The organism is Streptomyces sp. NPDC037054 (genome assembly GCF_055606745.1).
In genome coordinates, this window is record NZ_JBVJSJ010000002.1 from 247018 (window position 1) to 272516 (window position 25499).

Genomic DNA, 25499 nt, shown 5'->3' on the forward strand with positions numbered 1-25499 from the left:
GCCCGTCGGACAAGTCGAAGGTAGGTTAGCCTAACCTCAGATCTTGTCCAGGAGTGGGGTCCGTCACAGCCCACCGCGCGCAACGGCCGACCCGCGCTCCGGAGAGTGACGCGGATCGGCCGTGCGGTGACTGTCCGTCAGGTGGTCAGGCCCAACTCCCGTGCGATGAGCATCCGTTGGACCTCACTCGTGCCCTCGCCGATCTCCAGGATCTTCGAGTCACGCCACATTCGAGCCACCGGATACTCGTTCATGAAGCCGTAGCCGCCGTGGATCTGCGTCGCCTCGCGGGCGTTGTCCACCGCGATCGTGGAGGAGTACAGCTTCGCCAGGGCCGCCTCCTTCTTGAACGGCTCCCCGGCGACCAGGCGGCTCGCCGCGTCGCGCCACGCGAGGCGGGACGTGTGGGCCTTCATCTCCATGTCGGCGATCTTGAACTGGATCGCCTGGTTGGCGCCGATCGGACGGCCGAAGGCGTGACGTTCCTTCGCGTACTTGACCGACTCGTCCACACAGCCCTGCGCCAACCCCGTGGCCAGCGCGGCGATCGCGACGCGGCCCTCGTCCAGGATGCGCAGGAACTGCGCGTAGCCCCGGCCCTCCTCGCCCAGCAGGTTGGCCGCCGGGACACGCACGTCGGAGAACGACAGCTCCCGCGTGTCCGACGCGTTCCACCCCACCTTCGAGTACGGCGCGGCCACCGTGAAGCCCGGCGTGCCCGACGGGACGATGATCGCGGAGATCTGCGGCCTGCCGTCCGGCTTGCGGCCCGTGACCGCCGTGACCGTGACCAGACCGGTGATGTCCGTGCCCGAGTTGGTGATGAAGCACTTCGTGCCGTTGATGACCCACTCGCCGGTCGTCTCGTCCAGCCTGGCCGTCGTGCGGGTCGCGCCCGCGTCCGAGCCGCCGTCCGGCTCCGTCAGGCCGAAGGCGCCCAGTATCTCGCCGGAGCACAGCCGCGGCAGCCACTGCCGCTTCTGCTCGTCGGTGCCGAACAGGTGGATCGGCATCGCGCCCAGGGAGACGCCGGCCTCCAGGGTGATGGCGACCGACGAGTCGACCCGGGCCAGCTCCTCGAGGGCGATGCCCAGCGCGAAGTAGTCGCCGCCCATGCCGCCGTACTCCTCCGGGAACGGCAGGCCGAACAGGCCCATGCGGCCCATCTCCCGCACGATCTCGTACGGGAACTCGTGCCGCTCGTAGAAGTCGCCGATCTTCGGCGCCACGACGTCGTGTGCGAACTCCTCGACGGTGCGGCGGAGTTCTTCCAGTTCGGGGGAGAGCTTGTGGTCCATCGGTCTTCACTGCTCCTGGTGGGAGAGGGCGCGAACGGTGCGGGACGGGCTGGGTCGGCCCAGTCGGCCGGCCATCCACGTGCTCGTGGCGACGAGACGGCCGAGGTCGACGCCTGTGTCGATGCCGAGTCCCCGCAGCATCCACACGAGGTCTTCGGTGGCGAGGTTGCCGGTCGCCGATTTGGCGTAGGGGCAGCCGCCCAGGCCGCCCGCCGAGGCGTCGACGGTCGTGACACCGTGCTGGAGCGCCGCGAGGGTGTTGGCGAGCGCCTGGCCGTAGGTGTCGTGGAAGTGCACGCCGAGGACGCCGGTGGGGACCTGCGCCCCGGTCAGCGCGGTGAGGAGTGCCGTGACGTGGCCGGGCGTGGCCACGCCGATCGTGTCGCCGAGGCTCAGCTCGTCGCAGCCCATGTCGAGCAGCGTCCGGCAGACCCGCACGACCTGGCCGACGGGCACGGGGCCCTCCCACGGATCGCCGAAGCACATCGAGAGGTAGCCGCGGACGTGCAGGCCCTCCGCCTTCGCGCGGGAGACCACCGGCTCGAACATGGCCATCGCCTCGTCCACCGTGCGGTTCAGGTTGGCCTTCGCGAAGGACTCGGTGGCGCTGGCGAAGACGGCGACCCGGCGCGCGCCGAGGGCGAGCGCGCGGTCCAGGCCCCGGTCGTTCGGCACGAGCACCGGCAGGGCGACCGGCAGATCGGCGACGAGCGGGTACAGCTGCTCGGCGTCCGACAGCTGGGGCACCCACTTGGGGTGCACGAAGCTGGTCGCCTCGACCGTCGTCAGGCCCGCGTCGGCCAGGCGGCGGATGAACTCCGCCTTGACCTCCGTCGGGACGGTCCTCTGCTCGTTCTGCAGGCCGTCGCGCGGGCCCACCTCGTGGATCCGGACGCGGTCGGGCAGGCCGTCCGCCCGGACGGTCATCGGCAGGCCCAGTTCGGGCGTGCTCATGGCGTCTCCTCCCGCGCGGGTGCGGACTCGGCGGGTGCGGACTCCGCGGGTGCGGTGTCCGCGGGTGCGGTGTCCGCGGGCGTGATGACCGCGAGCACCTGGTCCATGGCGACCGTCGTGCCCGGCGTGACGTCCAGCTCGGCGACCGTGCCGGCGTGCGGGGCGGAGATGACGTGCTCCATCTTCATCGCCTCGACCACCAGCAGGCTCTGACCGGCCGCCACCTCGTCGCCGACGGCGACCTTGACGACCGTGACCGTGCCCGGCATGGGCGCCGTGAGGGAGTCGGCGCCGCCGTGCGCGGCCCGGGTCAGGGACGCGGCCACCGGGTCGTGGTCGCGCACGTGCCAGGCGTCACCGTCGCGGCCGAGCCAGTCGCCGGCGCGGTGGAAGGTGTGCCGGACGCCGTCCAGCGTCACGGACACCCGGTCGTCGGTGACGGTGTGCGCGCCGCGCGGGGTGTGCGTGACGGGGTCACCGGACGCCGCCCGCAGCGGGAACGAGACGGGCCGCGCGAGACCGCCGAGACGCCAGCCGGTCGGCACCGCGAACGGGTCCGTCCAGCCCTCGCCGCGCGGGCGCAGCGCCTCCAGCCGGACCGCCGCCGCGGCCTCGTACACCTCCTCGGGGACGTCGCCGCCGACGAGCGCGTCCACCTCACGCTCCACCAGGCCCGTGTCCAACTCGCCCGCCACGACCGCCGGATGCGCCAGCAGCCGCCGCAGGAACCCGGCGTTCGTCTGCACGCCCAGCGTGACCGTGTCGGCCAGGGCCGCGCGCAGCCTGCGCAGCGCGGTCGCGCGGTCGGGGCCGTACGCGATCACCTTGGACAGCATCGGGTCGTACAGGCTGCCGACCTCCGTGCCCTCGCTGAGGCCCGAGTCGGTGCGCACGCCGTCGCCCTGCGGCTCGCGCAGCCGCAGCACCGTGCCGCCCGACGGCAGGAAGCCGCGCGCCGGGTCCTCGGCGCAGACCCGCGCCTCCACGGCGTGCCCCGTGAGCCGGACGTCGTCCTGCCCGAAGGCCAGCGGCTCGCCCGCCGCGACCCGCAGCTGCCACTCCACCAGGTCCAGGCCCGTGACGAGTTCGGTGACCGGGTGCTCCACCTGCAGACGCGTGTTCATCTCCATGAAGTAGTACGACGACGGGTCGCCGCCCGGGACGATGAACTCGACCGTGCCCGCGCCCCGGTAGCCGCAGGAGCGGGCAGCCTGGACCGCGGCCTCGCCCATCGCCGCGCGCGTGGCCTCGTCGAGGAGCACGCTGGGCGCCTCCTCGATGATCTTCTGGTGGCGGCGCTGGAGGGAGCACTCGCGCTCGCCGAGGTGCACGACGCCGCCGTGGCCGTCGGCCAGGACCTGGATCTCGATGTGCCGGGGGCGGTCGATCCACCGCTCCACCAGGAGCGTGTCGTCTCCGAAGGAGGCGCGGGCCTCGCGGCGGGCGGCGGCGATCTCGTCCGCCAGCAGCGCCTCGTCCCGCACCAGCCGCATGCCCTTGCCGCCGCCGCCCGCCGACGGCTTCAGCAGCACCGGCATGCCGATCTCCCGCGCCGCGTCCGCGAGTTCGCCGTCGCTCAGTCCGCTGCCGCTGGAGCCCGGGACGACCGGCACCCCGGCCGCCTTCACGGTCTCCTTGGCGCGGATCTTGTCGCCCATCAGGGAGATGGCGTCGGCGGGCGGCCCGATGAACACCAGGCCCGCCTCGGCGCACGCGCGCGCGAAGCCCGCGTTCTCCGCGAGGAATCCGTACCCCGGGTGCACCGCCTGCGCGCCCGTGCGGGCCGCCGCCTCCAGCAGGCGCTCCACGGACAAGTAGCTCTCGGCGGCGGGCGCCGGCCCGATCCGCACCGCCGTGTCGGCCTCCCGGACGTGCCGGGCGTCGGCGTCCGCGTCGGAGTACACCGCCACCGAGCGCACGCCCAGGGCGCGCAGCGTACGGATGACCCGGACGGCGATCTCGCCGCGGTTGGCCACCAGGACTGTCTCGAACATGCTTGTCAGCTCCCCGTCACATCCGGAAGACGCCGAACTGGGGGTCACCCAGCGGCGCGTTCCCACAGGCCGTCAGTGCCAGGCCCAGGACCTGACGCGTGTCCATCGGGTCGATCACGCCGTCGTCCCACAGGCGGGCCGTCGCGTAGTAGGCGTTGCCCTGCCGCTCGTACTGGGCGCGGACCGGGGCCTTGAAGGCCTCCTCCTCCTCGGCAGGCCAGTCCTCACCGCGGGCCTCCAACTGGTCCCGCTTGACGGTCGCGAGGACCGAGGCGGCCTGCTCGCCGCCCATCACCGAGATCTTCGCGTTGGGCCACATCCACATGAAGCGCGGGGAGTAGGCCCGGCCGCACATCGAGTAGTTGCCCGCGCCGTACGACCCGCCGACGACGACCGTCAGCTTCGGCACGCGCGTGCACGCCACCGCCGTGACCATCTTGGCGCCGTGCTTGGCGATGCCGCCCGCCTCGTAGTCCTTGCCGACCATGAAGCCGGAGATGTTCTGCAGGAACACCAGCGGGATGCCGCGCTGGTCGCACAGCTCGATGAAGTGCGCGCCCTTCTGGGCGGACTCGGCGAACAGGATGCCGTTGTTGGCGACGATCCCCACCGGGTGGCCGTGGATCCGGGCGAAGCCGGTGACGAGGGTCTGCCCGAACTCCGACTTGAACTCGGCGAACCGCGAGCCGTCCACCACGCGCGCGATGATCTCCCGCACGTCGTAGGGCGTACGGGAGTCCACCGGCACCGCGCCGTACAGCCCGGCCGGGTCGACCTTCGGCTCGATCGCCGCCCGCACCTCCCAGGGCAGCTGCCCGCGCGCGGGGAGCGTGGAGACGATGGTGCGCACGATCCGCAGCGCGTGCGCGTCGTCCTCCGCGAGGTGGTCGGTGACGCCGGACACGCGGGAGTGCACCTCGCCGCCGCCCAGCTCCTCGGCGGTGACGACCTCGCCGGTGGCCGCCTTCACGAGCGGCGGGCCGCCCAGGAAGATCGTGCCCTGGCCGCGGACGATCACGGCCTCGTCGCTCATCGCGGGCACATAGGCGCCGCCCGCCGTGCAGGAGCCGAGGACGGCGGCGATCTGGGGGATGCCGGCGCCGGACATGCGGGCCTGGTTGTAGAAGATCCGCCCGAAGTGCTCGCGGTCCGGGAACACCTCGTCCTGCATCGGCAGGAACGCGCCCCCGGAGTCGACGAGATAGACGCACGGCAGGCGGTTCTCCAGCGCCACCTCCTGCGCGCGCAGGTGCTTCTTGACCGTCATCGGGTAATACGTGCCGCCCTTGACCGTCGCGTCGTTCGCCACGACCACGCACTCGCGTCCCGCCACCCGGCCGATCCCGGCGATCACCCCGGCGGCCGGGGCCTGCCCGTCGTACAGCCCGTCGGCGGCCAGTGGTGCCAGTTCGAGGAAGGGCGAGCCCGGGTCCAGCAATGTGTCCACCCGGTCGCGCGGCAGCAGCTTGCCGCGCGCGGTGTGCCGGGCGCGCGCCTTCTCGCCGCCGCCGAGCCGCGCCGCGGCCAGCTTGGCGCGCAGTTCCTCGACGAGGGCGCGGTGCGCCTCCTCGTTGGCCCGAAAGGCCTCCGACGCGGGGTCGGCCGCGCTGTGAAGCTCCGGTGCCTCGTGCATCCTTGCGGGTCCCCTCACCTTGTTAATGAGCGTTAACGCATTTCGTACAGGTTAACGAGCGCTAACCTCCCTGTCTAGAATTGTGGACATGGCCATGAGAACCGACGCCCCCACCCGTCGCGAGCAGATCCTCAAGGAGGCCGCCCGCCTGTTCGCCGAGCGCGGCTTCCACGGCGTCGGGGTCGACGAGATAGGCGCCGCCGTGGGCATCAGCGGCCCCGGTCTCTACCGGCACTTCCCGGGCAAGGACGCGATGCTCGCCGAGCTGCTGGTCGGCATCAGCGGATCGCTGCTGACCGGCGGCAAGCGGCGGGTGGCCGAGTCGGCGGGCGACCCCGAGGCGCTCCTCGACTCGCTCATCGAGGGGCACATCGACTTCGCGCTCGACGACCGCCCGCTCATCACCCTGCACGACCGCGAGCTCGACCGCCTCCGGGACACCGACCGCAAGCTGGTCAGGCAGCTCCAGCGGCAGTACGTGGAGCTGTGGGTGGAGGTCGTCCGCAAGGTCTACCCGGACCTCGCTGAGCCGGCGGCGCGTTCGGCGGTCCACTCGGTCTTCGGCCTGCTCAACTCCACCCCGCACCTGGGCCGCGCCGGCACCCTGCCGGGCCGCGGCGCGACGGCCGACCTGCTGCACCGCATGGCGCGGGGCGCGTTCGCGGCGGCGGAGGGCTGAGGCCTCCCCGCGCGCGTGCCGCCGCGAGGGGCGAGGGGCGAGGGGCGAGGGTGCGGCGATGGCGTGAGGGCGTGAAGGCGTGAGGGCGTGACGAGGGTTACGTCCCCTCCGGTCTGGACGACGCTCCCTACCCGCCGGTACCTTGAGAAGTGAGCAAGCGCTTAGACATGGCATGGCCGAGGTACGTGGAGGTGGGCGGCGTGCGCCGTACGGTGTTCAACGAGGATCACGAGGCGTTCCGGGAGACCCTTCGCGCCTTCATCGAGGCCGAGGTCGTCCCCGTCTACGACGAGTGGTTCCAGGCCGGCCAGGCGCCGCGCGACTTCTACTACAAGCTCGGCGAGCTGGGCATCTTCGGCATCAACGTGCCCGAGGAGTACGGCGGCGCCGGCATGGACAGCCACAAGTTCGAGGCCGTCCTCTACGAGGAGACCGCCCGCGCGGGCGTCCAGTTCGGCGGCTCCGGCGTGCACGTGCTGCTCGCCCTGCCGTACATCAAGATGCTGGCCACGGACGAGCAGAAGAAGCGCTACCTGCCGAAGTTCGTCACCGGCGAGGAGATGTGGGCCATCGCGATGACCGAGCCGGGCACCGGCTCCGACCTCGCGGGCATGAAGACCACCGCCAAGCTCAGCGAGGACGGCACGCACTACGTCCTCAACGGCGCCAAGACCTTCATCACCGGCGGCGTCCACGCCGACAAGGTCATCGTCTGCGCCCGCACCTCCGCGCCGACCGCCGAGGACCGCCGCCACGGCATCTCCCTGTTCGCCGTGGACACCAAGTCCGAGGGCTACTCCATCGGCCGCAAGCTGGACAAGCTGGGCCTGCGCACCTCCGACACCGCCGAGCTGGCCTTCGTCGACGTCAAGGTCCCCGTCGAGGACCTGCTCGGCGAGGAGAACAAGGGCTTCTCCTACCTCGGCCACAACCTCGCCTCCGAGCGCTGGGGCATCGCCTTCGGCGCCTACGCGCAGGCCAAGGCCGCCGTCCGGTTCGCCAAGCAGTACGTCCAGGAGCGCACCGTCTTCGGCAAGCCGGTCGCCCACTTCCAGAACACCAAGTTCGAACTGGCCGCCTGCCAGGCCGAGGTGGACGCCGCCGAGGCCGTCGCCGACCGCGCCACCGAGGCCCTCGACGCCGGTGAGCTGACCCCGGCCGAGGCCGCCAGCGCCAAGCTGTTCTGCACCGAGGTCGCGCACCGCGTCATCGACCGCTGCCTCCAGCTGCACGGCGGCTACGGCTACATGAACGAGTACCCGATCGCCCGCCTGTACGCGGACAACCGCGTCAACCGCATCTACGGCGGCACCAGCGAGATCATGAAGACGATCATCGCCAAGGACATGGGCCTGTAAGGCCCGCGAAAAGGTTGCCCGGTACGACTGACCCCATGAGTCAGGCACTACAGGACCTGCTCGATCTGCTCGACCTGGAGCGGATCGAGCAGGACATCTTCCGCGGCCGGTCCCGCTCCGCCGTCGTCCCGCGCGTCTTCGGCGGTCAGGTCGCGGCCCAGGCGCTGGTCGCGGCGGGCCGCACCGTCCCCGACGACCGGCTCGCGCACTCCCTGCACGCGTACTTCCTGCGGCCGGGCGACCCGGGCGCGCCCATCGTCTACAACGTCGACCGACTCCGCGACGGCCGCTCCTTCACCACTCGCCGCGTCGTCGCCGTCCAGCACGGCAAGCCGATCTTCGGCCTGTCGGCGTCCTTCCAGACGTCCGAGGGGGGCCTCGACCACCAGGCGCCGATGCCCGCCGCGCCCGACCCGGCGACGCTGCCCACCTCCGAGGCACGGCTGCGCGGCTACGCGCACCTCGACCCGGAGACCGTGGAGCGCTTCGTCGAGGCGCGCGCGGCGGTCGACCTGCGCTACGTCGACGAGCCGCCGTTCGGCCGCTTCGGCGAGGCGCGCGAACCCCACTCGCAGGTGTGGTTCCGCACCAACGGCAAGCTCGCGGACGACCCGCTGCTGCACGTCGTGCTCGCCACGTACGTCTCCGACATGACACTGCTGGACTCGGTGCTGCTCGCGCACGGCCGCGGCGGCTGGGCCGTCGGCGACGTGGTCGGCGCCTCGCTGGACCACGCGATGTGGTTCCACCGTCCGTTCCGCGCCGACGAATGGCTGCTGTACGACCAGGAGTCGCCGTCCGCGCACGGCGGGCGCGGCCTCGGCCAGGCCCGCATCTACACGCAGGACGGCAGGCTCGCGATATCGGTGATCCAGGAAGGGCTGGTGCGGGTACCGCGGGAGCGGTGACGGTCCGACGCGCGTGCCGGCCGGCGCAACGGCCCGAACAGGTGGCCGCGGGCCGCCGGTTGGCGTTGGATGGCGGCATGACTGACGTGACTGTCGTCGACGAGACCTGGAACCCGCGGGGCGCCCGGATCCGGGCCGCCTTTCTCGACGCCCTGCCCCTGGTCGTCGGCCTGCTCGCCGAGCCGGCCGTCGCCGCGGCGTGGGACGGGCCCAGCGCGCTGAAGGACTTCCCGGTGCGGGGCCTGGCCGGGCACACCTTCTGGCAGGAGCTGGCCCTGCCGGGCCTGCTCGCCGACCCGCTGCCCGCCGAGCCCGTGATCCCGCTGCGCGAGTACTACCTGGACCGCGTGATCTGGCTGGACGCCGGCGCCGACGGGGACGTCTCCGTCCGAATCCGCGCGGGCGGCGAGGCGACGGCCGCCGACGGGCACGCGGCGCTGCTCGCGCGGGTACGGGACGCGGCGGAACGGCTCGCCGCCGCATTCCCCGGGCTGCCCGCCGAACGTCCCGTGCGCATCCCGTCCTGGGGCGACTGGTCCCTCGAACTGGACGACTTCCTGCTCACCCGGCTGCTGGAACTCGTCGTCCACGCCGACGACCTCGCGGTGAGCGTCGGCCTGCCCACCCCGGCCTTCCCGGAGCACGTCACCGCCCCGGCGATCGAGCTGCTGACCCGCCTCGCCGTGCGCCGGCACGGCACGACCGGCGTGATCCGGGGCCTCGCCCGCGCCGAACGCGCGCCGGAGTCGATCGCCGGCATCTAGGCCGGCCCGTGCGGTCCTACGTGGTGAGGCCGGCCTCCGACAGCAGGTACGCGGTCATCGGGTCGTAGTAGCGCGGGCTCACCACGTGGTCGTCCAGCGGCACCGACACCTGTACGGTCCCCTCGGCCTCGGCGAGGAACAGCGCCGGGTCGTTGCAGTCCGCGTAGCCGACGGAGTCGACGCCGTGCTGCCCGGCGTAGCCCGCCCAGCCGTGGTCGGCGACCACCAGGTCGGGCAGCGGGAGGCCCTCGCGCTCCAGGCCGGTCAGGATGGCCCGCATCGGCTCGCCGGAGTGCGTGTGCCACAGCGTGGCGCCGTGCTCCAGCACCGCGACGTCCGCGAACTGCATGACGTAGCCCTCGTCCGTGCGCAGCCCTTCCGGGATCACCACGATCTCGCAGCCGGCGGCACGCAGTGCGGCGGCCGTGGCGCGGTGCACGTCCAGCAGCCCGCCGGGGTGGCCGGTCGCGAACAGCACGCGCTGCCCGCCGTCCGCCGCCTTGCGCAGCCGGGCCGCCAGGCGCTCCAGGCCGGCCACGGTCAGCTCGGGGTCGATGGTGTCCTGCCCGTACCGGTGCTCGGGGTCGTCGCTGACGCCGACCCGCTCGGCCATCACCGCGAGCACGTCCTGCTCGTCGCTCCAGCGGTCGCCCAGCTCCAGGCCGAACCAGTAGTGGCGGTTGCCGTTGGCGAGTTCCCGGTAGTGCGAGAGGTTGTTCTCGCGCGGCGTGGCGACGTCGCCCGCGATACGGGTCCTGACGAGGTGCTCGACCAGTTCGGCGCGGCTGGGTGTCCCGGGTATCGGCATGGCTCCCATTGTGAGGCAGGCACCTGTGACGCACCCCGGTGTCCCGCCCGCTGGGACGTGCGTCACGTGCCCGACCAGGCACCTTGCCGCCACCTCGCCACTTCGTCCATTCCGGTCGGCCCGAATGTGGGAAACGTACAAATTCCCAGGCGTTTACCGGCCACTAGTGTCGACCCGGATCGACAGCCGACAATCAAGCAGTGACAAGTACGGCAAATGCGGTAAGTGCGGCAAGTGTCGCAAGTACCGGAAGTGCGACCAAGCAGTGCACACGCGACGAAGCGCAGGAAAGAAGGCATCCCCGATGAGCACCCACGAGACGCCGCGCGGCCCCGTCGACTCCTCCCGCGTCCCGCGGTACGCCGGCCCCGCGACCTTCGCCCGGCTGCCGCGCCTCGACGAGGTCGGCACGGCGGACGTCGCCGTGGTGGGCGTGCCGTTCGACTCGGGCGTCTCGTACCGGCCGGGCGCCCGCTTCGGCGGCAACGCGATCCGCGAGGCGTCCCGGCTCCTGCGCCCCTACAACCCGGCGCAGGACGCCTCCCCGTTCGCCCTCGCGCAGGTCGCGGACGGCGGCGACATCGCCGTGAACCCGTTCAACATCAACGAGGCCGTGGAGACCGTCGAGGCCGCGGCGGACGACCTGCTCGGCACCGGCGCGCGCCTGATGACCCTCGGCGGCGACCACACCATCGCGCTGCCGCTGCTGCGCTCGGTCGCCAAGAAGCACGGACCGGTCGCGCTGCTGCACTTCGACGCGCACCTCGACACCTGGGACACGTACTTCGGCGCCGAGTACACCCACGGCACGCCGTTCCGCCGGGCCGTCGAGGAGGGCATCCTCGACACCTCCGCCCTGTCCCACGTCGGCACGCGCGGCCCGCTGTACGGCAAGCAGGACCTCACCGACGACGAGAAGATGGGCTTCGGCATCGTGACGTCGGCGGACGTCTATCGCCGTGGCGCGGACGAGGTCGCCGACCAGCTCCGGCAGCGCATCGGCGACCGCCCGCTCTACATCTCGATCGACATCGACTGCCTCGACCCGGCCCATGCTCCCGGCACCGGCACGCCCGAGGCGGGCGGCATGACCTCCCGCGAACTGCTGGAGATCCTGCGCGGCCTGGCTTCCTGCAACCTGGTCTCGGCGGACGTCGTCGAGGTCGCCCCCGCGTACGATCACGCCGAGATCACGTCGGTGGCCGCGTCCCACACGGCGTACGAACTGACGACGATCATGTCCCGCCAGATCGCGGCGGCGCGCGAGGCCGGTCGCGAGGCCGGCAAGGAGAACGAGGGCAAGTGACCCACGACCACGACCTGGAGCTCCGTCCCACGCCGGCCCAGACGGAGGCGGCGCTGAACCCGCCCCCCGGCCGCAACGGCGGAGACCTGGTCGTGGAGACGCTGGCCGGGCTCGGCGCGACGACCGTCTTCGGCCTGCCCGGCCAGCACGCCCTCGGCGTGTTCGACGCGCTGCGCCGCTCGGACCTGCGGTACGTGGGGCTGCGGGTGGAGAACAACGCCGGTTTCGCGGCGGACGCGTACGGCCGGATCACCGGGGAGGCGGCGCCGCTGCTGCTGTCGACGGGCCCGGGAGCGCTGACGTCCCTGGCCGCGCTCCAGGAGGCGGCGGCCGCCTCGGCGCCGGTGCTGGCGATCTCCAGCCAGGTCCCGACGGCGGGCCTGGGCGGCGGCCGACGCGGCTACCTGCACGAACTCCCCGACCAGGCGGCCTCGTTCCGGGGCGTGGTGAAGTCCGTCCACACCGTCCGCGCGCAGTCACAGGTCCCGTCGGCCATCGCGGCGGCCTGGAAGTCGGCGCTGACGGCTCCGCACGGCCCGGTGTGGGTGGAGATCCCGCAGGACGTGCTGCTGGCCCAGACGTCGGTCCCGGTGGTCACGGCACCGGACGCGACGCCGGAGGACCTGCCTCCGCGTCCCGAACTGACGGCGCTCGCGGCCCACTTGCTGTCGACGGCGTCCCGCCCGGCGATCATCGCGGGCGGGGGAGTGATCCGCTCGGACGCGTCGGGCAAGCTGCGGCGGCTCGCGGAGAAGCTGTCGGCCCCGGTGGTCACCACCTTCGGCGGCAAGGGCGCGTTCCCGTGGCGGCATCCGCTGTCGTTGCAGTCCTGGCTGGAGGACCGGCACACGACGGAATTCCTGGAGGACGCGGACGTCCTGCTGGTGGTCGGCTCGGGCCTCGGCGAACTCTCCTCCAACTACCACACGTTCAGGCCGCGCGGCCGGGTGATCCAGATCGAGGCGGACGCCGGCAAGCTGGAGGCCAACCACCCGGCACTCGGCATCCACGCGGACGCGCGACTGGCGCTCCAGGCACTACTGGAGACGGTGACGCCGAGACAGGACGAGACGGCGCCGGAGCGCGTAAGGGCGCTGCTGTCCCGGGTGGCCGACCGCATCGACGCCCAGGAACTCACCCTGGAGCAGAACGTGCTGGCGTCCGTGCGCGCGGCGCTCCCCGCCGACTCCCCGTCCTTCTGGGACATGACGATCCTGGCCTACTGGGCGTGGTCGGCCTTCGACGCCAAGGGCCCCAACCTGCTGCACTCCGCGCAGGGCGCGGGCGGCCTCGGCTACGGCTTCCCGGCGGCGCTCGGCGCGGCGGTGGCGGACCCGACGCGCCCGGTCCTCGCGGTCTCGGGAGACGGCGGCGCGCTCTACTCGATCGCGGAACTGGCGACGGCGAAGCAGTACGACCTGCCGGTCACGTGGCTGATCGTGGACGACGGGGGATACGGCATCCTGCGCGAGTACATGACGGACGCCTTCGGCGAGCCGACGGGAACGGACCTGACCCGCCCGGACTTCGCGGCCCTGGCGGAGTCCTTCGGCGTCCCGGCGGTACGCACGACCCCGGACACGCTGGCGGCCGACCTGACGAAGGCCCTGTCGGCCCCGGGCCCCTCGGTGGTCGTCCTCCCGGCGGTACTGCGGATGTTCGGGGCGACGCATCTGGACTGACGCGACTGGGCCGGTTACTTCGAGCCAGGCAGCACAATCAGGGGCCGCTCGGCCGGCTTTCTCGGGGCGATGACGCTTTGGTAGTGGTGGTCGAGGGCCAGGACTACGGGTTGCGGCAGTGCCCAGGCGAGAACGGCGTTGACCGCGTCCGTCAGGCCGATGGCGTCGTGGTCCGAATAGGTGCGCATCAGGTGTTCGGCTTCACCGAGAAGCGGCCATCCCACGGCGGCGAGCTTGAGACGGTCGGTGCTCGCCCAAGCGCGCAGGCCGACGAGTGTGTCTGCTGCCGCCCTGCCGCTGATCTTGGTGGTCAGGTGATAGTCGAGCTCGGCGAGCACCATCGGCGAGACCACGAGGCGATCGACGCGTGAGAGCGCCTCGACGGCGCGCTCATGGTGGTCGTCCTTGCGGTTGTAGACGGCGAGGAGGACCGAGGTGTCCGCGACGGCGAAGGCATGTCGGTTCACCGGCTCTCGTCCTCGAACAGGTTGCGCCCCGCATCGGCGGCCAGGTCGGCGGGTCCGTCGAACATGGCACTCGTCAATGCCGTCATGGCGCGCGAATCGTCGCCGAGAGAAGACGCAAACGTGAGGGGGAGCCCGCGAGCGATGTGATCCAGGGCCACTTCCTCGGGGGTGCGGCCCTCCAGAAACGCCAGCGTGCGCAGTGCTTCGGCCTCGCTCCCCGTGTACGTGAAGGTAACGGTGACGGCATCCTTCGGCGGTTCCGTCGGCTCAGGCGGGGGAACCGGGACGTCGGCCACAGGGAACTCCTCGTGCTTACCCATACGCGTGGTGTTCGGCGTTCCGAGGATACCGCCGGTCGAGCTACGGTGAGTGCGCGTACGACTTCGGTAGGTGCTCGACCGGCCCTCGCCGGGCTGTCACGGCGGTACGGCTCACGCCTCGCCGAGGCGATGACCTTGTTGTCACACCCCTCTCGTATCCTCCCGGCACCGCACAACAAGCCGAAGGATCACACGACATGACCGCCCTGTACCCGTTCCCGCTGCCGTTCGCCTCCCTCCGGCCGTACGTCGACACCGTCGCGGACCCCCGGACCCTGCGGGAGCTGGAGATCATCCGGTGCAGCGCCGCCATCAGGGAGAAGCCGGACTGGTTCCGCAAGATGCAGGACCCCGCCATCGCCGCCAAGTGGTCCGAGGAAGCGAAGGCCCAGGGGCTCACGGAGGCACAGATCCGCTACGTCCTCGACGAACTCGCGTACTACGCCGGACTCCGGGACCCGGAGACCGGCATCGAGGTGTCGGCCGTGGACGGCGTCTGGCAGTCGGACTCGCTCGTCGACGAGGACCTCAGGTCGCGGCTGCGCGAGGCGGTCCGGGTCCTGGAGGACGTGCCGGAGGAGGAGAAGGACTGGCACCCGGGCTCCGACGGCCAGGTGCTGGACCTCGTGCACCCGTCGCTGTTCTGCCTGGTGAACGGCGTGAGCGGCGGGCCCGCGCGGGCCTGGGAGAGCACCCCGAAGCAGCAGTACGCGAAGTACGAGCTGTCGAAGAAGTTCCAGTGGCTGCCGACCGACGTCGACGTGCGTGACGACGGCTCCGTCACGTTCCAGTCGTACGTCAACAACGTCCACCCCGAACGGCACAGCGCCCTCGCCGCGGTCCTCCCGGACCTCGTCGCCCGCTTCATCCCCCTCTGGGAGAACGTACTCACGGACCTCCGCCACCCCCGCCCGCTCCGCATCGAGGCGGACCCGTACGGCTGGTACAAGTCCATGCCGGAGCCCGAGCACCCGGACAGGGACGACTACAGCGACGACGAGGCGTACCGGCAAGCCGTCCACGACCACGACAGGGCCTGCGACGAATGGTGGGAGAACCGCCGCCCGGACGTCCCGGACGCCCCGGCCTTCACCCCGCCGTCGCGCGAGCCCGAGAACCGGATCGACCTCAAGGGCCGCCGCCTCCAGATCATCACCAAACTCGCGACCATCCACCTCACCCCGGACAAGCCCGAATACCCGGGCGGCTCCTGGCACATCGAGGGCATGGCGAACGAGCGGATCGTCTCGACCGGCATCTACTACTGGGACAGCGAGAACATCACCGAGAGCCGCCTCGGCTTCCGCGTCGCACTCGACAACCCGGAGTACGAGCAGAACGACGACAACGGTGTGCTCGACGTCTACGGGCTGGAGCGGGAGGACGTCCTCAACCAGGACCTCGGCTCCGCCCTCACCCCGGCCGGCCGCTGCCTCGCCTTCCCGAACGTCCTCCAGCACCGCGTCAGCCCGTTCCGCCTGGCCGACCCGACCCGCCCGGGCCACCGGAAGATCCTCGCGTTCTTCCTCGTGGACCCGTCCGAACAGATCGTCTCCACCTCGGACATACCGCCGCAGCAGCCCTGGTTCCCGACCTCGACCATGACTCTCGCGGAGGCGAAGCAGTACCGCGAAGAACTCATGAAGGAACGTAAGTTCTTCATCGACGAGCACAACGAGGAGGTCTACGAGCGGGAGTTCTCGCTGTGCGAGCACTGACCGAGGGCGCTCGGGGCCGGCCACGCGCCGTTCGCCTGGCCCATTCCGGCCCAGTGAGCTTTTTCAGCGTTGCCGCTCCAGGGTGAGGATGCCCTTGGCGATTGACGTCATGCGATTGGGGCTGCATCGGGACCTGCGGAAGATCCGCCAGGACTTCAGCCTCGCGACGCCGCGTTCGACGGGTGCTCGCGCTGCGGCCAGTGCCTGATTGAGAGTTCTCTCGGTGGGGGTGAGTTCCTGCAGGGGCCTTCGTTTGATGCCGGTGGTCAGCCACGTGCCGGCGCCCTGGTAAGCGAGATCGGCCAGGATGGGAACGCCTTGACGCTCGCAGGTCCGGATGATCCGGTGGGCGCGGGCTGCAGTCAGGTCGTGGGTGCGGCCCGGCAGGGCGGGCGAGAGCCACAGCAGCTGGCCGCCGGGGTCGGTGACGACCTGCACGTTCACCCCGTGGCGCCGGTGATTGTGGGAGTAGTCGGCCCGGCCGTCGCCGACCCGGTCGCACTCGGCGAGGGTGCCGTCGAGCAGGACGAAGTCGGGATCGTGCTCGCGCAGCGTCTTCAGCAGACCCGGTGCACGTTCGGCCAGTAGGTCGACGACCGCGCTGGTGTAGGCGTGGGCGGTGGACTCGCTGATCCCGAACCCGTCGGCGATCTTCGCGAGGGTGGTGTGTTCGCGCAGGTACACCAGTGCCACTATCGCGCGCTGGGACGGACGGAGCTCGCAGCGCCGGTCGCCCTCGCGGGTGATGAGCAGCATGGTGACCCACTCCACGAGTGCATGCGGCAGGTCGAGTGCGGCAGGATGGATGACCAACGAGGCCCCCGAGCAGCGTGATTGAGACGTCAGACATCTCGATCAACAGCCCGGGGGCCTCGCTCGTTGCGCTTCACGGCCCGTCACCCGATCGGTGGCCAACTCGAAGAAGCTCAGTGAGCCGATCTCGCCCCAAGTCGACGACGTGCCATTGACTACAGGCGTCATTTGCCTGAAGCCCCCGCCAGGTTGCTACCTGCGGGGGCTTCCATTCTGCTTTCATCTCCCAGGGAATTAGCTGAATACTCCAGGGATTTCACGCCAGAGCGTCTGCCTCGGCGCGATTTTCGGCGATCATCCCTCGAAAGAAGTCTATGAAAGTTCGACATCTTTCGATTTCTCCGCCTGCGAGCCATATAACTGGTGCGGGATGAGTCGGTTCCCGCGTGCAGGGCATGACGAGGATGTCGATGTCGGTTCGTGAGGCGCCGATAGGAATCAAGCGAGAGGAATTATCGCCTCGCTCAATCTCCACTTCGTCTTCGATCACGCGTACGAGTTCCTCGGCCTCGATGTAGGCAGGGCTACCGAAGTCCGCGGTTCCAAACAGGTCGATGTCCTGCAAGATGGCCGACCAGCCGTCAGCCTGTAGCAGGAAATCGGCAAACTCACTGTCCACGGGGCAGCCTGTCACTGTGGTGATTGCTGCGATCTGCTCCGGCGTGGCGGGAGGCCGGCGTGGCTCATGACGCCAGAGGCCATCTCGGTCACTGGCTGCCAGCATGCGCTTAGCCGCTTCCATTTCGGCCAAAAGCGCCGACCATTCACACACCGCCACTCCTGTTATCTACCAGTACGAACCTCAGTGGACTGCATCCAATTGGGCAGCGCTGCCCTTGGGCCGAGAGGCTGCTGTTTACTCGCTTCGTCATATCGATCCAGGTTGGTGGTTTGCCGTGGCCCAGCCGCATTGCATCGGGAGCATGCCCGGCAACACCAGAGTACGGAGTTCCGGCCGCCGCCGCGCGGCGCCGCTCGCTCGCTGCCTCACGGGCGCTGACATTGCCGTCAACTACTGCCGTCATCCCAGGCAGAAGCCCCGCCAGGGCATACCTGGCGGGGCTTCAAATTTGAGACTGCTACCCAACATGGTTTGCGTCGCCCCGGCTGGCGAGGCTGCACCTCGCCCTCCAGGCGACGCAGCACCCCGGCGGCAGTTGCCGCACCGCCAGTAGGCATCAAGGGGCAGTTCGGCGGAACCTCTCAGGGCAGACGCAACCGATCTACCTTCAGCACCAACTTCATCTGCTCTGCGAGAGCAAGGTTCGCAGCCCCAGCCCGACGCATAAACCGAGTCGCGGGAAACTCGTCAGCGGGAAACTCCCCAAGGAAATCCACGTCGCCCTTGGTTTCGGCTACGGATGCTTCCCCGGCCTCGTCACCCTTCAGGAAGTACTCCCCTTCGGCGCTCTGATATTCCGCCAGGAATTCGGCGATCTCCGAGCGGATTTCGGCGATCGAGATCGCCGAGTTCACTGCGGACTCTGGATCTGCCTCAAGGAAGCTTGACATCGCGGACACCGATACAGACATGGCATCCGCTGCGAAGCCGGCTGCTTCTCCGCCGACATCCTCAAGGCGAGTGATCCAGCGCTCTGCCTCCTCTCGGATCCGCGTGAGATCCGACGCCGAGGCCTGCTGGATACCGCGCAGGTCCAGCCACACCGCATCCAGTCCGTTGTTGATCCGGTAAAAGGAGTCTCCCTCTCCTGAATCATGAAGGAACGCCATGGATACCGATCGCACCTTCGTCGCACACAGAGCCGTGATGGCCAACTGTTGGCGTCGGGTCAGCCGTGCGCACTCCACACGGATGACTTCGACGTCTTCGAGAAATCCCATCTCAATTCACCTCACGGAGTCCAAATCGCCTGTGTATCGCTGACCAGGGTCGCACCCTTGTTCTGCAGGAAACCCCGACATGCTGGGCAGAATGGTCTATTCACTGCCAGGCCTGTCGGTGTTAGGTCAAGATGGACTGCTGCCTCCCAAAGCTTGACCTCTGCATGCGGGAAGTTGCCTGATGCGTCTACGCCAGTGCGCGATATCCCGAGCTCGTGAGGGAGGAGCTGTGCACGTTGAATCTGAGAGATATTCTTCCGTGCTCCAACGGCCACAACGTCGAGAGATTCCGGTCCACCGCCTACCGCGTGCATGACTCCAGTGGTCGCCCTGTCATTCGCCTTCCCTGCCGGGATGAGCGCGTGCAGGGTGTCTGCTCGGTCTTGCAGGTTGTCAAGATCGAGAGCGCCGCCGCCGCAATTGTGAACGAGGACCGGCGTGGCCCCTGCCAGCACATAGTACGTGTGCAGCCCCGCGACAGTCAGGTTGTGGACGGTGGCGTCAGCGGCCGTTACTCGCTTGATCGCCGCGATCTGGACCCGGGTTCCCGCGCCGGTCCGCAGCCACTGGCCCGGCTTCAAGTCCGTCGCGTCGATCCAGGCGTCGAGCTCCGGCACCCAGAACGGGTGGCCGTCCGTCGCAGTGACCGTGGCGGTCTTGGTGCCCTTCTTGCCGTCGGTGTCGACCGTGACCTTGACCAGGTGCTTGAGGCCCTTGCCCTTGATCTCGGCCGTGACGGTCTCGACTCTTATTTTTCCGGTCTCCGGGTCAGTCGCCAGGACCTTGTCACCTATGTCGACGTCCTTGATGGCCTTGGTCGTTCCGTCGGCCATCAGCACTCTTGTACGCGGCGTGAAGCTGTTGCCGATGGAACAGGCTGCGGCGTTCGCCTTTCGGCTCTTCCGCCAGTCCTTGAAAGCGCCCCACAGTTTCTTGCCCAGGTTAATTATGCGCTTGCCGACCGCGTACGCCTTGTCAAGGCGCCATCCGTACTTGCCGATCAGCCGGCCCAATGGGCCGCCGCTGACGAGTGAAGCGACGATGTTCCCGGCTGTGCTACCGCAGGCGCCCAGGCTTCCTGTCGTGAAGCAGTCCAGCGCATCGGTGAGGCCAAGTTCGTCCGCGACGATTTTCGCGAGTTCCTTGGCTATCGCTATGGCTCGTTGCTTGGCGGCCTCGGCGCGTGCCCTCGCCTCCCGTGCCTTCACCGCCGCCGCGGAGTCTCGAGCCAGTGCCTGTGACAGGGTCAATCCCGCCGCCTGTGCGTTCGCGCTCAGGCGTATCGGCCCGGGCTCGTGGCCCGGAGTCGTGTTCTCGCAGTCGGGGCAGGGGCGGGTCGGGCAGTCGATCTCGGCGCAGGTGCCTGTCGGGTCCGCGATGGTGACCGGGTTGTTGTTCCCGTACGCGTAGCCGTTGATCTGCTGCGGATTGGACAGGTTCATCACAGGGTCGGCGGAGATGAAGCGCCCTGTGGACGGGTCGTACTCGCGTGCCCCCACGTTGACGAGGCCCGACACGGTGTCGTTCGTGCCACCTACGAAGCCCTTGTCGTCCACCCACTTGGCGGGGTTCGAGGAGTCCGCGTCGCGGCCCTCGCCGAACGGGTCCAGCCGGCGGCGTTGCGTCGCGCCGGAGACCGAGTCGACAGCAACCTGGGCCGTGCCGTGGTGGTCGCCCGCGAGGAACGTGACTCCGTCGGCATCCCGGACCGCGACCGTCTGCCCGCCCAGCGCGTAATAGCGCTTGGCCTTCACTGCTCCCGAGGACTTGTCGAGCTGCAGTTCCATGCCGGGCAGATAGAAGGTCGTCTCCGAGGCCGACTTGCGCAGCAGGCGTTCGCCGGAGGCGCCGTAGACATAGGACGACGAACTGCCGTTCGCGTTGGTGACCTTGGTCAGGTCGTTCTGGCTGTCCCAGGTCAGTGTCTGTGTGTCACCGTTGAGCGTTCGGGTCTCGGTGTTGCCCATCGCATCGTAGGAGTACGTGTCCTGCTTGGTGACGGCAGGCGTCGTGGAAGTCGCCGCGGTGTCGGTGACGACCTTCGTCAGCTGGTGCGGTCCTTCTCCGTTCTCGCCGTACGTGTACGTCTTGGTCGATGTCGCCGAACCATTGACGCCGTGCTGGATCTCCGAGGTGCGATTGCCGACCTCGTCGTAACCGTAGGTGTGCCAGTACGGGGCCACCCCGCCGACCGTGGTCGACGACGGACCTGCCGTACAGGCCGCCTCGGCCGCTCCGGTGCCTACAGCGCCGCTCGGTGTTGCCGAGGACGTCCAGTCCTCCGTCATGCGACGGAAACTGTCGTAGCGGAAGCACTGCACATCACGCGCGCCGCCGGTCGGGTTGTCCACGATGGACCGGACGTTACCCGCGGCGTCGTAGGTGTAGTCGGCGTTGTACGCCACCGACGAGGCACCCTCGACGTCCACCCGTGCGTTCGTGAGCCGCTTGGTGCCCTGCTCGTAGCTGTAGGTCAGCCAAGTCTTCTTGTCCGAAGACCCGCCGGTGGACAGGGTTAGTTGTTCCGGCTCGTTCGTCGGTGCGTACGAGACGCCGGATACGTAGGTTCCGCCGCCGAGGGACGTGTTGAGTGACGTGGGGCGTTGCAGGGAGTCGTACCCGTAGGTGATCGTTTCCGCGGCGAGACCTCCCGCCGCTGGGAAGTTCTGTCCCTGGACCGTACCGTCGTCGTTGTACTGGGTGTTGAACTCGTACGTGCCACCGAGCTCCGGTTCAGCCGTCGGAGACAGGTAGTACTTAGTTGTCGTCGGCTTGTAGTCGTTGTTGGCATCGAGGACCGGATAGGTCACGGACGAGTGGACTGCGCCGTTCTTGTAGGTGTAGGAGCCGTACAACTCGCCCTTGGCGATGGCGTCGTACGTGTTCACCGACAGCTTGGTGCCCGTGCTCGCTGCGCCCTGCCAGGTTTCCTTGAGCCGGCCCAGTGCGTCATACACCGTGGTCGTGGTGTTGGAGCGTGAGTCGGTCGCGGTGATCTGGCGGTCCAGGTCGTCGTAGCCGAAGGTGGTCGTACCCGTGTCGGGGTCCACCGACTTCGTCTTCCGCCCACGCTGGTCGTAGTAATGCGTCCAGGTGTTGCCCTTGGCGTCCGTGACCTTGTTCAACTGGCCAGCGGGCGTGTACCCGTAGGTGGTGGCGGTGTAGTCGGACGCGGTTCCCGACGGAAGTGGCTTGTCGCCCTTGTACTGGCGCAGCTCGATCGTGCGATCGCGGCCGTCGGTGATCGTTGTGGTCGCGGTCTCGCCGGCCGGCGGGTCCACGTGGACCCGGTCGCCGTCGTACGAGTACGTGGTGCGGTACTTCTCCGTGCCCGCGACCTTGAAGACTGACGCGGTCGTTCGGTTCGCGCCGTCGTACTCGGTCACGGTCTGAGCGTCGATGTCGGCGTTGACCGGCTGGAAGAGCGTGGAGCTGGGAGCTCCTGACGTCCAGTATGTGTCGTTGGTCTTCACCGTGCGGCCGGAGCCGTCGTAGTAAGTGTCCGCGATCAGGCGACCACCGCCCTGGCCCTCTGTCTGAACCTGGCGCGGGCGCAGCAAACCGTCGTACAACTTGTATTCAGTGCCGTACGTCGTGCCGCCGCGCTCGATACGCTCCGTGCGCACATAGCTGGCGCCGGTGGTGCGGATTCCGTAGGTGTACTTGATCGTGGGCGAGAAGGCGCTTGCCTTGGGGCGGTCCGGCAGCCACACCGAGGTCAGGCGGCCCAGAGCGTCGTATGCCAGGTCGGTGCGCCTGCCATTAGCGTCGATCTGGGCGCTCGGGGTGCCCCACTGGGGCGCGAACTCCGTCTTCGCCGTCCATCCGAGCGGATTCGTCTCGGTCTTGGCGGTCGCCAGACCGTTGGTGTGCGTGTAGGCGATCGTCTTCTGCTTGCCTGCGGCGTCCTTGACCGTGAGGGGACGGCCGTGTTCGTCGTACGTCGTGGTCGATACCGTCTGATACGTGGCGGTCAGGCCGTCGTGCGACGCGAGACGCTTGACTGTGGTCACGTTGCCCTGCGTGGGGGCGGCACCGACAGTCGTCGTGTCGTCGTAGAGCGTCACATCATCGGAGATGACGTCCTTCGTACGGTCGGGTGTGGCCGAGCAGTCGACGCTGAGCTTCTCCACTCTGGCGACGAAGTTGTACATGTGCTTGGCCGGGTTGTCCGCGTACGAGCTGCGTGAGCACTCGTTGTCGGCGACGTTGACCTGGCCGTAGTCGGCCACCTGCGTCAGCCGGCCGGTGACATCGTCGAAGGTGTTCGTGGACGCCGTCTGCCGCCAGCTCCCGGAGGCGAGGGCCTCATAGGTGTTCGTCTTCGCGGGGCGCACGAAGCGGGCGTAACTCGTGCCCCAACTGGAGGCGTCGGTGGACGTGACCTTCATCCAGGGCGTGTTGATGGACTTGGAAACGACCTTGTCGCCGTTGTAGGTGGTCGTCTCCAGCTCGAAGCCGGACTTCCAGTCGGAGTCGGCGTGGACAGTGCCGGTGGAGTCCGTCACGGACGAGGACTTCGTGCCACCGTCGGGGTGGGCATCGCCGTCCAGGCCCTGGAAGAAGATGTGCTCGGTCTTGGTGTTCGAAGGGCTGACGGTTCCGTCGGAGGTCTCGACACGGACCTTGCCGTAGCCGCGCCAGTCGGCCCACGTGAGGTATTCCGACTTGGTGGCCCCGTCAGGCTTGGTCTTCCGCCAGCCTGCGTCGCCAAGGTAGGTGTACGAGGTGATCTGGTCGGGGCTCCCACCGACGAGGTCGGTCTCGACCACGGAGGAGGCGACGTACTTGTGGAACCAGTCGGTGCTGGGGTCAGTGACACCCGGCGGGTTCCATTTGACCGGGTAACAGCGCACCGTGGACTTGCCTGGTGTGGGCAAGGTCGACGAAGTGCACTGTGGGGGAGCGTAGTTGACCGACAGAACGCTGCCCGACTCGCTCTCCACAGCCGACATCCGGAAGCGGATGAAGGGCTGGATGTTGTCGCCTGCCACGTCGACACGGTTGGCGAGCTGCTTGCCGTACAGCTTCACGGAAGGCACCGACACGTCGGTGCCGACCAAGCCGGTGTGATTGATGGAGTTCAGCCAGAGGGACTTCGAGCCGTCGCCGTTGTCGGTGAACACGTGGTTCAGGGCCCAGGAGTTGACGTCCTCGTAGGTGGTGTCGCCGCTGCGGACCTGCGTGGTGATCTTGGTGAGCTTCTTGCGAGTCCAGAACGTCGGTGAGTTCTGCCCGGCACACTTCGTGCCGACCTTGCAGTTGCGGTCCCATGGCACGTCGGGCCAGTCGGCGGCTGTGGCGTCGGTGAGGGCGGCGGCCGAGCAGTCGGTGAGGGCGCCGACGCAGCGTTCCGCGGTCGTGAATACGACGCGTGCGGACGGCTTGGTGTCGTAGGCGTGCTGGTCGCGCTGACCGTAGTCGATGCGCTTGAGGTAGCCGCCACGGACGTACGGCTTGCCGTTCTCGGCGGTCTTCAGACCCTGGGTGTAGTAGTTCGTCTCCTTGCCGTAGAAATACGACATGGTGTCGCCGTGCGGGTTGACGACATAGTCGAGATTCCACCGCCAGGCCTGCGTGCAGTACGCTGCCGCGAAGTCGGTCTGGTAGCAGGGTTCACCGGAGTCGTCGCCGTAGACCGGCACGGTCCAGGCAGAGCCGGTTTCTTCATTGCCCGCGGCGTACCCGGGCAGACGGTTCAGACCGAAGTAGTACTGGACACCGGTAGTCGCGGTGACCTTCCAGTACTCGCCGTTGTTGTCACCGTTGGTCGTACCGGAGAGCCGCTCCACTTTGCTGAAGTCGTCCGAGGCAATGCGGAGTTCGCCGGTCGTGTCGTCCTTGACGATCTCACCCGAGGCGCCGCCGGGCAGTGTGATGGTGGCGTTGTACTTGTACCAGCACTGGTCGCCGAAGGTGTCGTCGTGGCCGTCGTCGGCACATGGCTTGTACCGGCGCTCGATATAACCCGGCTCGTAGGAGAAGCCCTGGCCGACCCACGAGCCCTGGTTGTTCGTGGCCGCTGTTTGTCCGTCGATCGACTGGGACGTGTATCCGAGTGAGACTTCGGGAGAGAGGCCGCCGGGCACGGGTGGCGCGGAGATCGGATACGACCAGTTGAACGCGCCTGAGGCGTTGGAGACGCTCCATTGCGAGGACGGGCTCAGAGAGGTCGCTCCGAAGTCGCCCTGGTCACCCGATTCACCGGCGGTGACCGCGAGAACGGTCGTGGAGCCGGCTGCCTCGGCGGAGTCCTTCTTGCCGAGTGTCTGGGCGGACGGGCTGGAGGTGTCGGCCGCCGCGGACACCTTGGCCGTCAGTGTCTGCGCCGCAGTGTTGTTGCTGCTCTTGAGTGGTTCGGGGGCGGCACATGCCTTCTTGTTCGGAGTGGTCAATACGCAGGCCGGGTACTGCACGAGGCGCAGTCGCGAGCCGAAGCTGCCCCCGTATGCCTCAGCGAAATCTGAGTAGTCGACGGAGACTTCACCGGTCCGGAGGCGTCCGCGCCGTCTGTACGCATCACGGTCATCAGCGGACCGTCGGACCCAGCGGCCTTCGCCTGCGGGCGGCCGAGCACGGCCACATGCACAGCGTCAGGACTGGACTTACCCGTCGCGGCGACGCGCACAGGCATGCCCTTGGCCTGGTGCATTTTCCGGGGTGAGCTCAGCTCCACCTTGTCCGACGCAGCCTTTGGCCAGTGGACGTCGGCCGCCGATTTGACCGCGGCTTTCGCGGCCTCGTTCTCCTTACCGTGTTTCCTGGCCTTGACGTTCTTGCCGTCTACCGGATCGTCCAGATTTCTCTGTGTGCCGGGGCGGCTGAGACCACCGTCCTTGGCCGAGGCTTCTGGGGTGTACTGCGGTAGCAGCACGATGGCCATGGCGATACCCAACGCAAGCACTGTGCTTCTGGTCGTGGGTATTCGCCACCGTGGCCGGAAGGGCGAATGCAT

At 68.9% G+C, this 25499-nt stretch carries 19 protein-coding genes; 7 read left to right on the plus strand and 12 right to left on the minus strand.

Annotated elements, in window-relative coordinates:
• Positions 1 to 137 precede the first annotated feature (137 nt).
• The 4 genes from ACZ7D7_RS06125 to ACZ7D7_RS06140 are packed head-to-tail and all read right to left on the minus strand — an operon-like array spanning position 138 to position 5879.
• Positions 138 to 1298, minus strand: coding sequence for an acyl-CoA dehydrogenase family protein (locus tag ACZ7D7_RS06125; RefSeq protein WP_470822759.1), 1161 nt, complete (start codon positions 1296 to 1298; stop codon positions 138 to 140).
• 6 nt (positions 1299 to 1304) lie between these two features.
• Complete coding sequence (locus ACZ7D7_RS06130; RefSeq protein ID WP_470822760.1) at positions 1305 to 2252, minus strand: hydroxymethylglutaryl-CoA lyase; 948 nt, start codon at positions 2250 to 2252, stop codon at positions 1305 to 1307.
• Positions 2249 to 4246, minus strand: a complete 1998-nt coding sequence (locus ACZ7D7_RS06135; RefSeq protein ID WP_470822761.1) for an acetyl/propionyl/methylcrotonyl-CoA carboxylase subunit alpha — start codon at positions 4244 to 4246, stop codon at positions 2249 to 2251. Before ACZ7D7_RS06135 ends, ACZ7D7_RS06130 begins: the two co-directional genes overlap by 4 nt.
• A 16-nt stretch (positions 4247 to 4262) precedes the next feature.
• The gene (locus ACZ7D7_RS06140; protein WP_470822762.1) at positions 4263 to 5879 is read right to left on the minus strand and encodes a carboxyl transferase domain-containing protein; all 1617 of its coding nucleotides are present in this window, start codon (positions 5877 to 5879) and stop codon (positions 4263 to 4265) included.
• Positions 5880 to 5967: 88 nt separating this feature from the next.
• On the opposite strand from ACZ7D7_RS06140, the gene ACZ7D7_RS06145 reads away from it, so the two are divergent.
• The 4 genes from ACZ7D7_RS06145 (at position 5968) to ACZ7D7_RS06160 (ending at position 9588) form a co-directional block, all read left to right on the plus strand.
• Positions 5968 to 6558, plus strand: a complete 591-nt coding sequence (locus ACZ7D7_RS06145; protein ID WP_470822763.1) for an SACE_7040 family transcriptional regulator — start codon at positions 5968 to 5970, stop codon at positions 6556 to 6558.
• A gap of 200 nt (positions 6559 to 6758) precedes the next feature.
• Positions 6759 to 7916 carry an acyl-CoA dehydrogenase family protein gene (locus tag ACZ7D7_RS06150; protein WP_470823190.1) on the plus strand — a complete coding sequence of 386 codons (1158 nt, stop codon included), beginning with the start codon at positions 6759 to 6761 and terminating at the stop codon, positions 7914 to 7916.
• A gap of 35 nt (positions 7917 to 7951) precedes the next feature.
• Entirely contained in the window at positions 7952 to 8824 is an 873-nt protein-coding gene (gene tesB / locus ACZ7D7_RS06155; RefSeq protein WP_470822764.1) for an acyl-CoA thioesterase II, read from the plus strand.
• Positions 8825 to 8901: 77 nt separating this feature from the next.
• Positions 8902 to 9588, plus strand: coding sequence for a maleylpyruvate isomerase N-terminal domain-containing protein (locus ACZ7D7_RS06160; RefSeq protein WP_470822765.1), 687 nt, complete (start codon positions 8902 to 8904; stop codon positions 9586 to 9588).
• A gap of 16 nt (positions 9589 to 9604) precedes the next feature.
• Here the strand turns inward: ACZ7D7_RS06160 and ACZ7D7_RS06165 are convergent, their stop codons facing one another.
• Positions 9605 to 10396, minus strand: a complete 792-nt coding sequence (locus ACZ7D7_RS06165) for a phosphatase (protein WP_470822766.1) — start codon at positions 10394 to 10396, stop codon at positions 9605 to 9607.
• A 304-nt stretch (positions 10397 to 10700) separates the two neighbouring features.
• Between ACZ7D7_RS06165 and speB the strand changes: the two genes are divergently transcribed.
• Together speB and ACZ7D7_RS06175 are read left to right on the plus strand one after the other, a co-directional pair.
• The gene (speB, locus tag ACZ7D7_RS06170) at positions 10701 to 11702 is read left to right on the plus strand and encodes an agmatinase (protein WP_470822767.1); all 1002 of its coding nucleotides are present in this window, start codon (positions 10701 to 10703) and stop codon (positions 11700 to 11702) included.
• On the plus strand, positions 11699 to 13384 hold the full coding sequence (locus tag ACZ7D7_RS06175) for a thiamine pyrophosphate-binding protein (protein ID WP_470822768.1): 1686 nt from the start codon (positions 11699 to 11701) through the stop codon (positions 13382 to 13384). The genes speB and ACZ7D7_RS06175 overlap by 4 nt, the downstream gene beginning before the upstream one ends.
• Before the next feature lie 14 nt (positions 13385 to 13398).
• Here the strand turns inward: ACZ7D7_RS06175 and ACZ7D7_RS06180 are convergent, their stop codons facing one another.
• On the minus strand, positions 13399 to 13851 hold the full coding sequence (locus ACZ7D7_RS06180; protein ID WP_470822769.1) for a type II toxin-antitoxin system VapC family toxin: 453 nt from the start codon (positions 13849 to 13851) through the stop codon (positions 13399 to 13401).
• On the minus strand, positions 13848 to 14147 hold the full coding sequence (locus ACZ7D7_RS06185) for a hypothetical protein (RefSeq protein WP_470822770.1): 300 nt from the start codon (positions 14145 to 14147) through the stop codon (positions 13848 to 13850). The genes ACZ7D7_RS06180 and ACZ7D7_RS06185 overlap by 4 nt, the downstream gene beginning before the upstream one ends.
• A 221-nt stretch (positions 14148 to 14368) precedes the next feature.
• On the opposite strand from ACZ7D7_RS06185, the gene ACZ7D7_RS06190 reads away from it, so the two are divergent.
• Positions 14369 to 15889: a DUF4246 domain-containing protein gene (locus tag ACZ7D7_RS06190; protein ID WP_470822771.1), complete on the plus strand. Its 1521-nt coding sequence runs from the start codon at positions 14369 to 14371 to the stop codon at positions 15887 to 15889.
• Positions 15890 to 15952: 63 nt separating this feature from the next.
• Here the strand turns inward: ACZ7D7_RS06190 and ACZ7D7_RS06195 are convergent, their stop codons facing one another.
• The 5 genes from ACZ7D7_RS06195 to ACZ7D7_RS06215 form a co-directional block, all read right to left on the minus strand.
• A complete protein-coding gene (locus ACZ7D7_RS06195) occupies positions 15953 to 16702 on the minus strand; it encodes a transposase (RefSeq protein ID WP_470822772.1) in 750 nt (249 codons plus the stop codon).
• 256 nt (positions 16703 to 16958) lie between these two features.
• Positions 16959 to 17480, minus strand: coding sequence for an SMI1/KNR4 family protein (locus tag ACZ7D7_RS06200; protein ID WP_470822773.1), 522 nt, complete (start codon positions 17478 to 17480; stop codon positions 16959 to 16961).
• Between the two features lie 425 nt (positions 17481 to 17905).
• On the minus strand, positions 17906 to 18544 hold the full coding sequence (locus ACZ7D7_RS06205) for a hypothetical protein (protein ID WP_470822774.1): 639 nt from the start codon (positions 18542 to 18544) through the stop codon (positions 17906 to 17908).
• Between the two features lie 11 nt (positions 18545 to 18555).
• Complete coding sequence (locus ACZ7D7_RS06210; protein WP_470822775.1) at positions 18556 to 24960, minus strand: polymorphic toxin-type HINT domain-containing protein; 6405 nt, start codon at positions 24958 to 24960, stop codon at positions 18556 to 18558.
• Positions 24936 to 25427: a hypothetical protein gene (locus tag ACZ7D7_RS06215; RefSeq protein ID WP_470822776.1), complete on the minus strand. Its 492-nt coding sequence runs from the start codon at positions 25425 to 25427 to the stop codon at positions 24936 to 24938. The genes ACZ7D7_RS06210 and ACZ7D7_RS06215 overlap by 25 nt, the downstream gene beginning before the upstream one ends.
• Positions 25428 to 25499: the final 72 nt, after the last annotated feature.

What these genes read in the sequence shown, in the direction of transcription:
- ACZ7D7_RS06130 (WP_470822760.1), bottom strand. Translation starts at nt 2,252, where the DNA reads ATGAGCACGCCCGAACTGGGCCTGCCGATGACCGTCCGGGCGGACGGC.
- ACZ7D7_RS06160 (WP_470822765.1), top strand. Translation starts at nt 8,902, where the DNA reads ATGACTGACGTGACTGTCGTCGACGAGACCTGGAACCCGCGGGGCGCC.
- ACZ7D7_RS06145 (WP_470822763.1), top strand. Translation starts at nt 5,968, where the DNA reads ATGGCCATGAGAACCGACGCCCCCACCCGTCGCGAGCAGATCCTCAAG.
- ACZ7D7_RS06125 (WP_470822759.1), bottom strand. Translation starts at nt 1,298, where the DNA reads ATGGACCACAAGCTCTCCCCCGAACTGGAAGAACTCCGCCGCACCGTC.
- ACZ7D7_RS06205 (WP_470822774.1), bottom strand. Translation starts at nt 18,544, where the DNA reads ATGGGATTTCTCGAAGACGTCGAAGTCATCCGTGTGGAGTGCGCACGG.
- speB (WP_470822767.1), top strand. Translation starts at nt 10,701, where the DNA reads ATGAGCACCCACGAGACGCCGCGCGGCCCCGTCGACTCCTCCCGCGTC.
- ACZ7D7_RS06140 (WP_470822762.1), bottom strand. Translation starts at nt 5,879, where the DNA reads ATGCACGAGGCACCGGAGCTTCACAGCGCGGCCGACCCCGCGTCGGAG.
- tesB (WP_470822764.1), top strand. Translation starts at nt 7,952, where the DNA reads ATGAGTCAGGCACTACAGGACCTGCTCGATCTGCTCGACCTGGAGCGG.
- ACZ7D7_RS06190 (WP_470822771.1), top strand. Translation starts at nt 14,369, where the DNA reads ATGACCGCCCTGTACCCGTTCCCGCTGCCGTTCGCCTCCCTCCGGCCG.
- ACZ7D7_RS06165 (WP_470822766.1), bottom strand. Translation starts at nt 10,396, where the DNA reads ATGCCGATACCCGGGACACCCAGCCGCGCCGAACTGGTCGAGCACCTC.
- ACZ7D7_RS06135 (WP_470822761.1), bottom strand. Translation starts at nt 4,246, where the DNA reads ATGTTCGAGACAGTCCTGGTGGCCAACCGCGGCGAGATCGCCGTCCGG.
- ACZ7D7_RS06215 (WP_470822776.1), bottom strand. Translation starts at nt 25,427, where the DNA reads ATGGCCATCGTGCTGCTACCGCAGTACACCCCAGAAGCCTCGGCCAAG.